Genomic DNA, 9,013 nt, shown 5'->3' on the forward strand with positions numbered 1-9,013 from the left:
GGTCCGCCGCGCCCTGGCCCCCGAGGCCGCTGCCGTGGGCTCCGGCTTCGCGGCGTGGCAGGCGGTCATCCCCGGCTACCGCGTACCGGACCTGCCGGCCGACCAGGCCGTCGGCGGCGAAACCCTCGGCGCCGGCTACCGCTTCGTCTCGATGCCCCTGGGCGGCCGCGCAGCCGGCCGGGGCGGCGTCTACTGGGTGGCCACCGCGGCCGGGGCGCCACGCCCGGAGTCACCCGCGACCCAGCTGGAGCTGCTGCGGCGCTGGTTCGCCGGCTGGCATGCGCCGGTCGGAGCGCTACTGGCGGCGACCCGTCCCGAAGACCTGGTGCCGCAGGAGGTCCGCGAGCTGCGGCCACTGCCGCGCGCCTACGGCTTCCGGGCCGGACCGGGTGGCGTGGTGCTGCTGGGCGATGCTGCGCACGCCATGCCGCATCACTTGGGACAGGGTGCTTGTCTGGCCTTCGAGGACGCGGCCACTCTGCGGGCCCTGGTCGCGGAGACGCAGCCGGGTCCGGCACTGTGCGCGGCGGTGGAGGAGTACGACCGGGCGCGACGGCCTCGCACGACCAGCGTGGTCCGCCAGAGCCGGCGTATGTCCGCGGTCGTGCAGGCCCGGGGGAGGCTGGCGCTGCGGGCGCGGAACGCGGCGCTGGGGTCGTTGCGGCCTCGGATCCTCGGCCATGCCCACGGCCTCACGGCCGACTGGCAGCCCCCGGAGTAATCGCGCGCCGGGGTTGGCTCCCAGGTTCTGCGCTGCGGTGGGCCTCCTCGCTGCGTGTGGCTACGAGGTGGTCTGCTCTGCTGGTGAGTGTGCGGCTACGTTGCGGGGCCGTTGCGGTGAAGGCCGTGAGTCCACAACCGTCGGCGCTGTGCGCGGCCGCCCTGCGGCGGCTTGGCGCGGTCTGCGTGGCCGGCCGCTGCGCGGAGTTTCCCGGCAGTCCACTGGTGCCTGGCCGGTCGGCTCTGCGCGACCGCGCGGCGCCGCGCCCCGCGGCCTCCGGGTGTGACGACCCGGACGCCGCCTGGGGAACACCCTCGTCCGGGATGACGGTGACCGGCTCGGCGCTCCGGGTGGTCAGTCGGTGCCGTTGTCGGCGCCGCCGAGGCGCAGCATGGCGCGGTAGAGCTGTGTGGAGGTCAGGGGCGGTTCGGGCAGCGGGTGGGCGCGTTCGGCGCGGAAGCCGTCGAGCATCAGGTAGAGATGGCGGCGCCAGGCGTGCGGGGCGATCCCGTCGGTCGCCTCGATGATCCGGCTGTGGGACCAGATGACGAAGGCGAGGTCCTCGGGCACCAGGTCAGGTCGTAGGCTGCCCTGCTCCTGCGCCCGTTCGACGATGCGCACGCCGAGGTCGTGGATGCGGCTCTGCTGGCCGGCCAGGCAGGCGTTCTCCGGCAGCCGGATCGAGGCGAAGTCGTTGAAGCCCCGGTCGCGGGCCTGAAGTTCGCACATGGTCTCCAGGAACAGGCACAGCCCGTCCCACGCGTCGTCCATGCTCAGGGCCTGCTCGGCGGCGGCGACCCAGATCGCGAGCTTGCCGGCGAAGACCTCCTGCACCAGGTCCAACCGGGCGGGGAAGTGGTTGTAGAGCGTGCCGATGGCCACCCCGGCACGCTTGGCGACCTGCTCCAGCGACGCCTGCATCCCCTGCTCGGCGAACACGGCCCGGGCGGCGGCCAGCAGCGAGTCGCGGTTGCGCCGGGCGTCTCGGCGCAGCGGCCGGGCCGGGGCGGAGGCCGTGGCCGGCGCGGGTTCAGGGGGCATGCCGCACAGCCTACCAACTTGAGGCATGCCTCGACTTCCGTGATACGGTGGGGTCACAACATGAGGGCAACCTCAGGTTCTGCCGTTGTGTCGCGATCCGGCTCGGACCAGGCTCGGGAGATTGATGAAACTGACCATCCTCGGCGCGAGCTGCCGCACCGGCACGTGCACCAGGTGGGCAGGTCGTCACCGCGCCCCACGACCAGCCTGGATCGGGAACGGTCAAGGTGCGCACGGGGACCGGAACCGGGTCGGCTCACGCGGCTCCCGGGCGCTTGCACCTCTTGCGCCTCGCCAACTCCCAGCGGCACTCGGCCCCGGCCGAACCCAGCTGTTCACCGCCCTGTCCACAACGCTGTTGTCATCGAAGGAGAAATCATGCCGACCATCGCCATCATGGGCGCCGGCCCTGGAATGGGGCTCGCCATCGCCCGGACCTTCGGGAGCCAGGGCCACCAGGTCGCACTGCTGTCGCGTACCCCGGCCAACCTGGAGGCGGTTGTGGCCGAACTGACCGGCCAGGGCATCGAAGCGGCGGCTTTCGCCGCCGACGTGAGCGACCGGCCCTCGATCGTTTCCGGCCTCGCGGCGGTCAAGCAGCGATTCGGGCAGATCGACGTCTTCGAGTACTCGCCGTCCAACCCGGCGCTGCCGATGGCTTCCTCCACCGGGTTGACCTACGACAACGTGCAGGTCCAGCTCGACTTCTACGTGCACGGCGCCGTGGCGGCGGTCAACCAGGTGCTCCCGGAGATGCTCGCCCGAGGTTCGGGCACGATCCTGTTCACCACCGGCGCCTCCTCGGTGCGCCCGGAGATGGGTCATGACATGTTCGGCAACGTCGCCCCGGCCGCGGCCTGGCTGCGCAACTGGGCCCACGGTCTGCACGCCGCCGCTGCTCCCCGAGGAGTACAGGTCGGCCACGTCGCGATCGGCGCGTGGATCGGCCGCCAGTTGGGCGCCACCGCACCGGAAGAGATCGCGCCGCTGTACTGGGAACTGCACTCCCACCACGACCAGGTCGAGAAGGTCTTCTTCCCCAGCGAGCAATAAGTTCGGGCTCCACTTGCCGTAAGGCGACGGGAGTGCCCGCCGCCTATAGAGCCGCAGTAGCAGCCGGCTCCGCAATACAAGCCGTACCGATACGCCGGAATCCGACCTTCGAATACAACCGCGCCACGTCGTCGTCACCCGCGGACAGGAACACAAGCTCGCTGCCCTCCACCAAGGTGCGCCGCGCAAGGCTGGCCGTCAGCTGCGATGCGTACCCCCGGCGCCGGGCCGACGGCAGAGTCGCCACCCCGGCGACCTCGGCCACCACGCCCACCCGCTGAACCGATCCGCAGGCCAGGATTCCCTCGGTCGGGGACTCCACCACAGCGCTGAGGAAACGCCCGGACGAGTGCCGGCGTACCAGTTCCGCCACCGCGTCTTCGTTCAGCGGCGGCACCGCGTCGCGTTGGGCCGGGCCGGCGACTTCCACCACCAGCGACCCCGTCTGCACGGTCGTCGCGTTGGCCGGCGCGCCGAAGCCGAGCCGGCCCACCGCGCGGCTGGTGCTGATGTCCGCCGGGAAGGTCGGTGCCGCCGGGTCGAGGAAGCGGATCGTGGCGCCGGGCAGCGGGAGGTCCGGCACCAGCGCCGCGCTCTCCAGCACCATCAGTGGTGCGAGCAGCACGTCGAGGCCGGCCGAGCGGGCCACCGCCAGCAGGTCCGGGGTTGTCTCGTGCACCCATTCGAAAGCCTCGGGCACGCCGAGGTCTCGTTGCCGCTGCCGCACGGCGGTAACATCAGCGGCGGACGGCGTGCCGGCGCCGCCCAGGCGGGGACGGGCGTAGTAGGGCCAGCCCTTGCCGTTGTTGACGAAGAGCACGAAACCACCGATCTCCTCCGCGACGGCGGCGTCGCGGGGTACGGCATCGTAGAAGCGTTCCAGCCGGGTGAAGACGTCGGTATCCTCTAGCGCCACCGCGCGAGACTACCCGTTGAGCCGCCGGCGCCTCTCGCCCGGCAGTGACATACCGCCCTCCGGACCGTCACCGAGGACATTTCGGTGGGGCAAAAGTGTGATCCATCCGCACCTGGCGGAGATCGGTGACGACTAACGTAGACTCTAGAGACTTTTGCAGGGCCGACGTCGTCCCGACCTTGAACGGAAACACCAGTGACGATCGGAGGCCCGGTGGCTCTTCCGCACCCCCAGGGGCTTGACCAGACCACGGCGGAAGCCCGAAGCGACGCCCAGAGCCGCGGCTTGTACGACCCGGCTCAGGAGCATGACGCGTGCGGTGTGGCGTTCGTGGCCGACCTGTATGGCCGGCGCTCCCACGACGTGGTCGCGAAGGGCCTCTCGGCGCTGATCCGGCTCGATCACCGTGGTGCCCGCGGCGCCGAGTACAACACCGGCGACGGTGCCGGCATCATGATCCAGGTCCCGGACGCGTACCTGCGTTCCGTGGTGGATTTCGAGCTGCCGCCCGCCGGTTCGTACGCGACCGGCCTGGTCTTCCTGCCCAACGACCCCGACGAGGCCGCCCGTTCCGTCGCCGTCTTCGAGAAGTACGCCCTCGTCGAGGGGGGCGACATCCTCGGCTGGCGGGACGTGCCCGTGGACCCGTCCGGGCTCGGTGAGACCGCCGAGGCCGCCCGCCCGCGAATCCGTCAGGTCTTCCTCGCCGCGCACCGGCTCACCGGCGGCAGGTCCGGCCCGGCCGGCGAGCCGCTGTCCGGTCTCGAGCTGGACCGGGTCGCGTTCTGCATCCGCAAGCAGGCCGAGCGGGAGAGTTCGCAGCGCGGCGTCGCGGCGTACTTCCCGTCGCTGTCGGCGCGCACCATCACCTACAAGGGCATGCTGACGCCCGACCAGCTGCCCGCGTTCTTCCCGGACCTGACCGACGAGCGTGTGGACAGCGCCATCGCGCTGGTGCACTCGCGGTTCTCCACCAACACGTTCCCGTCGTGGCCGCTCGCCCACCCGTACAGGTTCATCGCGCACAACGGTGAGATCAACACCATCCGCGGCAACCGGAACTGGATGGCCGCCCGCGAGGCGCTGCTCGCCTCGCCGACCGTGCCCGGCAACATCAAGCGGCTGTTCCCGGTCTGCACGCCCGAGGCGTCCGACTCGGCGAACTTCGACGCCGTGCTGGAGCTGCTGCACCTGTCCGGGCGCAGCCTGCCGCACGCCGTGCTGATGATGATCCCGGAGGCCTGGGAGAACGACCCGGCCATGGACCCGGCCCGGCGCGCCTTCTACCGCTTCCACGCCAGCCTGATGGAGCCGTGGGACGGCCCGGCCAGCGTGGCGTTCACCGACGGCAGCATCATCGGCGCCGTGCTCGACCGCAACGGCCTGCGGCCCGGCCGCTGGTGGCACACCAGCGACGGGCTGGTCGTGCTGGGCAGCGAGGCCGGCGTGCTCGACCTCGACCCGGCCACCGTGGTCGCCAAGGGCCGGCTCCAGCCGGGCCGGATGTTCCTGGTCGACACCGAGGCCGGCCGGATCGTGCACGACGACGAGATCAAGGCCGAGCTGGCCGCCGCCGAGCCCTACGACGAGTGGCTGCACGCCGGGCTGATCGACCTGCGCGACCTGCCCGCCCGCGAGCACGTCATCTACACCCACGACTCGGTCATGCGCCGCCAGCAGGTCTTCGGCTACTCCGAGGAGGAGCTGAAGATCCTGGTCGCGCCGATGGCCCGGACCGGGGCCGAGCCGCTGGGGTCGATGGGCACCGACACGCCGATCTCGCCGCTGTCGACCCGCCCGCGGCTGCTGTTCGACTACTTCCATCAGCTGTTCGCCCAGGTCACCAACCCGCCGCTGGACGCCATCCGCGAGGAGCTGGTGACCAGCCTGGCCACGACCATCGGGCCGGAGGGCAACCTGCTCGACCCGGGCCCGGCCAGCTGCCGGCAGATCGTGCTGCCGTACCCGGTCATCGACAACGACGACCTGGCCAAGCTGCTCTCCATCGACGAGGACGGCGACCTGCCCGGTTTCAAGGCGGTCCGGGTCTCCGGGCTCTACCCGCTGCGTGACGGCGCGGCCGGCATCAAGGCGCGCCTGACCCAGATCTGCCGGCACGTGTCGGAGGCGATCGAGGACGGCGTGCGCATCCTGGTGCTGTCCGACCGCGACTCCAACGCCGACCTGGCCCCGATCCCGTCGCTGCTGCTCACCGCCGCGGTGCACCAGCACCTGGTGCGGGAGCAGACCCGCACGCAGGTGGCGCTCGTCGTGGAGAGCGGCGACTGCCGGGAGGTGCACCACGCGGCCGTGCTGATCGGGTACGGCGCCGCGGCGGTCAACCCGTACCTGGCGTTCGAGAGCGTCGACGACCTCATCGCCACCGGCCCGCTCGCGGGGATGGACTCGAAGAAGGCGGTCGGCAACTACGTCAAGGCGCTCGGCAAGGGCGTCCTGAAGATCATGTCCAAGATGGGCATCTCCACTGTGTCCTCGTACTGCGGCGCGCAGGTGTTCGAGGCTGTCGGCCTGGACAACAAGCTGCTGCAGCGCTACTTCGCCGGCACGTCGGGGCGGATCGGCGGCTCCGGCCTGGCCGAGATCCACGCGGAGGTCGCGGCGCGGCACGCGAAGGCGTACCCGAAGAACCCGGCCGAGCGCAGCCACCGCCGCCTCGAGGTCGGCGGCGAGTACCAGTGGCGCCGCGAGGGCGAGGTCCACCTGTTCAACCCGGAGACGGTCTTCCTGCTCCAGCACGCCACCCGCAGCAAGCAGTACGACGTCTTCAAGCAGTACACGGCCAAGGTCGACGGCCTGGCCGAGGCGGCCGGTTCGCTGCGCGGGCTGTTCCGTTTCAAGGACCGCGAGGCGATCCCGCTGGAGGAGGTCGAGCCGGCGAGCGAGATCGTGAAGCGGTTCGCCACCGGCGCGATGAGCTACGGCTCCATCTCGGCGGAGTCGCACGAGACCCTCGCGATCGCGATGAACCGCCTCGGCGGCAAGTCCAACACCGGCGAGGGCGGCGAGGACGTCGAGCGCCTGTACGACCCCGAGCGCCGCTCGTCGGTCAAGCAGATCGCCTCCGGCCGATTCGGCGTGACCAGCGAATACCTCGTCAACGCCGACGACCTGCAGATCAAGATGGCGCAGGGCGCGAAGCCGGGCGAGGGTGGCCAGCTGCCCGGTAACAAGGTGTGGCCGTGGATCGCCAAGACCCGGCACGCCACCCCGGGCGTCGGGCTGATCTCGCCGCCGCCGCACCACGACATCTACTCCATCGAGGACCTGGCCCAGCTCGTCCACGACCTCAAGAACGTCAACCCGGCTTCGCGCGTACACGTGAAGCTGGTCTCCGAGATCGGGGTCGGCACCGTCGCCGCGGGCGTGGCCAAGCTCAAGGCCGACGTGATCCTGATCTCCGGCCACGACGGCGGCACCGGCGCGTCCCCGCTCAACTCGCTCAAGCACGCCGGCTCGCCGTGGGAGCTCGGCCTGGCCGAGGCCCAGCAGACGCTGCTGCTCAACAAGCTGCGCGACCGGGTCACCGTGCAGGTCGACGGTCAGCTCAAGACCGGCCGCGACGTGATCATCGCGGCGCTGCTCGGCGCGGAGGAGTTCGGCTTCGCGACCGCGCCGCTGATCGTCTCCGGCTGCATCATGATGCGGGTCTGCCACCTGGACACCTGCCCGGTCGGCATCGCCACGCAGAACCCGGTGCTGCGCGAGCGGTTCACCGGCAAGCCCGAGTTCGTGGAGAACTTCTTCCTGTTCCTCGCCGAGGAGGTCCGCGGCTACCTGGCCGAGCTGGGCTTCCGCACCATCGACGAGGCCATCGGGCACGCCGAGATCCTCGACGTGGCCCCGGCCGTGTCGCACTGGAAGGCCAAGGGCCTGGACCTGGCCCCGGTGCTGTTCGTGCCGGAGCTGCCCGAGGGTGCGGCCCGCCGCGGCGTCGTCGCCCAGGACCACGGGCTGGAGAAGGCGCTCGACAACGAGCTCATCGCGCTGGCCGCCCCGGCCCTGGCCGAGGGCACCGAGGTCCGCGCCGAGGTGGCCGTGCGCAACGACCACCGCAGCGTCGGCGCGATGCTCGGCGGTGAGGTCACCCGCCGCTACGGCGGCAACGGCCTGCCCGACGACACGATCCACTTCACCCTGCGCGGCACCGGCGGGCAGTCGTTCGGCGCCTTCCTGCCGCGCGGGGTCACCCTGCGGCTGATCGGCGACACCAACGACTACGTCGCGAAGGGCCTCTCCGGCGGCCGGGTGATCGTGCGCCCGGCCGAGACCGCGCCGTTCGTCGCGGAGGAGAACATCATTGCCGGCAACACCATCCTGTACGGCGCCACCGGCGGTGAGGTGTTCCTGCGGGGACGCGCGGGTGAGCGCTTCGCGGTCCGCAACTCCGGCGCCGCGGCGGTCGTCGAGGGCGTCGGAGACCACGGCTGTGAGTACATGACCGGCGGCACCGTGGTGGTGCTCGGCACGGTCGGGCGCAACTTCGCCGCGGGCATGAGCGGCGGCACCGCGTTCGTGCACCGCCTCGACCCGGGCCGGGTCAACCCGGAGCTGGTCGACCTGACTCCGCTCAACGCCGAGGAGCAGGAACAGCTGCACACCCTGGTGCGCAAGCACTTCGCCGAGACGGGCTCCGCCGTGGCGCAGCGCCTGCTCGCCGACTGGCCGGCCGCGGTGAGCGAGTTCACCGCGGTGGTGCCGCGCGACTACAAGCGCGTGATGGAACTGATCAAGACCGCCGAAGCCGCCGGTCGGAACATCGACGAGGCGGTTATGGGGGTTACCCGTGCCTGATCCCAACGGTTTCCTGCGCTACGAACGGCAGCTGCCCAAGCGCCGCCCGGTGCCGGTACGCATCCGCGACTGGCGCGAGGTGTACCCGCCCGCGGGCGAGGAGCTCATCCGCGACCAGGCCACCCGGTGCATGGACTGCGGTATCCCGTTCTGTCACGAGGGCTGCCCGCTGGGCAACCGCATCCCGGACTGGAACGACCTGGTCCGCACCAATGCCTGGGACGCGGCGGCGGAGAGCCTGCACGCGACGAACAACTTCCCGGAGTTCACCGGCCGGCTCTGCCCGGCGCCGTGCGAGGCCGCCTGCGTGCTGGGCATCGCCGACGACCCGGTGACGATCAAGCAGGTCGAGGTCGAGATCGCGAACCACGCGTTCGCCACCGGCCTGCGCCCGCAGCCGGCTCCGGCGCAGTCCGGGCGCAGCGTGGCCGTCGTCGGTTACCGCCCGGCCGGGCACGCCGCCCCCCAGC

5 protein-coding genes and 1 pseudogene are annotated in these 9,013 nt (G+C 71.4%); 4 read left to right on the forward strand and 2 right to left on the reverse strand.

Features of this window, described 5'->3' with window-relative positions:
- Positions 1–721, forward strand: a 721-nt coding sequence (locus AB0C29_RS21025) for an FAD-dependent monooxygenase (protein ID WP_360822487.1), incomplete at its 5' end; no start/stop codon positions are given.
- 354 nt (positions 722–1,075) lie between these two features.
- Here the strand turns inward: AB0C29_RS21025 and AB0C29_RS21030 are convergent.
- Entirely contained in the window at positions 1,076–1,762 is a 687-nt protein-coding gene (locus tag AB0C29_RS21030; protein ID WP_360822489.1) for a helix-turn-helix domain-containing protein, read from the reverse strand.
- A gap of 378 nt (positions 1,763–2,140) precedes the next feature.
- Between AB0C29_RS21030 and AB0C29_RS21035 the strand changes: the two genes are divergently transcribed.
- Positions 2,141–2,815: an SDR family NAD(P)-dependent oxidoreductase gene (locus AB0C29_RS21035; RefSeq protein ID WP_360822491.1), complete on the forward strand. Its 675-nt coding sequence runs from the start codon at positions 2,141–2,143 to the stop codon at positions 2,813–2,815.
- A gap of 43 nt (positions 2,816–2,858) precedes the next feature.
- Here AB0C29_RS21035 and AB0C29_RS21040 read toward each other — a convergent pair whose 3' ends face one another.
- The gene (locus AB0C29_RS21040) at positions 2,859–3,731 is read right to left on the reverse strand and encodes a GNAT family N-acetyltransferase (RefSeq protein WP_360822493.1); all 873 of its coding nucleotides are present in this window, start codon (positions 3,729–3,731) and stop codon (positions 2,859–2,861) included.
- A 285-nt stretch (positions 3,732–4,016) separates the two neighbouring features.
- Between AB0C29_RS21040 and gltB the strand changes: the two genes are divergently transcribed.
- On the forward strand, positions 4,017–8,543 hold the full coding sequence (gltB, locus tag AB0C29_RS21045) for a glutamate synthase large subunit (RefSeq protein WP_360822495.1): 4,527 nt from the start codon (positions 4,017–4,019) through the stop codon (positions 8,541–8,543).
- Positions 8,536–9,013: pseudogene (gltD, locus tag AB0C29_RS21050) on the forward strand (glutamate synthase); the annotation flags it as partial. The gene gltB and the pseudogene gltD, both read left to right, overlap by 8 nt.

Origin of the sequence: Actinoplanes sp. NPDC048791 (assembly GCF_040650095.1) — a bacterium.
Taxonomy (GTDB): domain Bacteria; phylum Actinomycetota; class Actinomycetes; order Mycobacteriales; family Micromonosporaceae; genus Actinoplanes.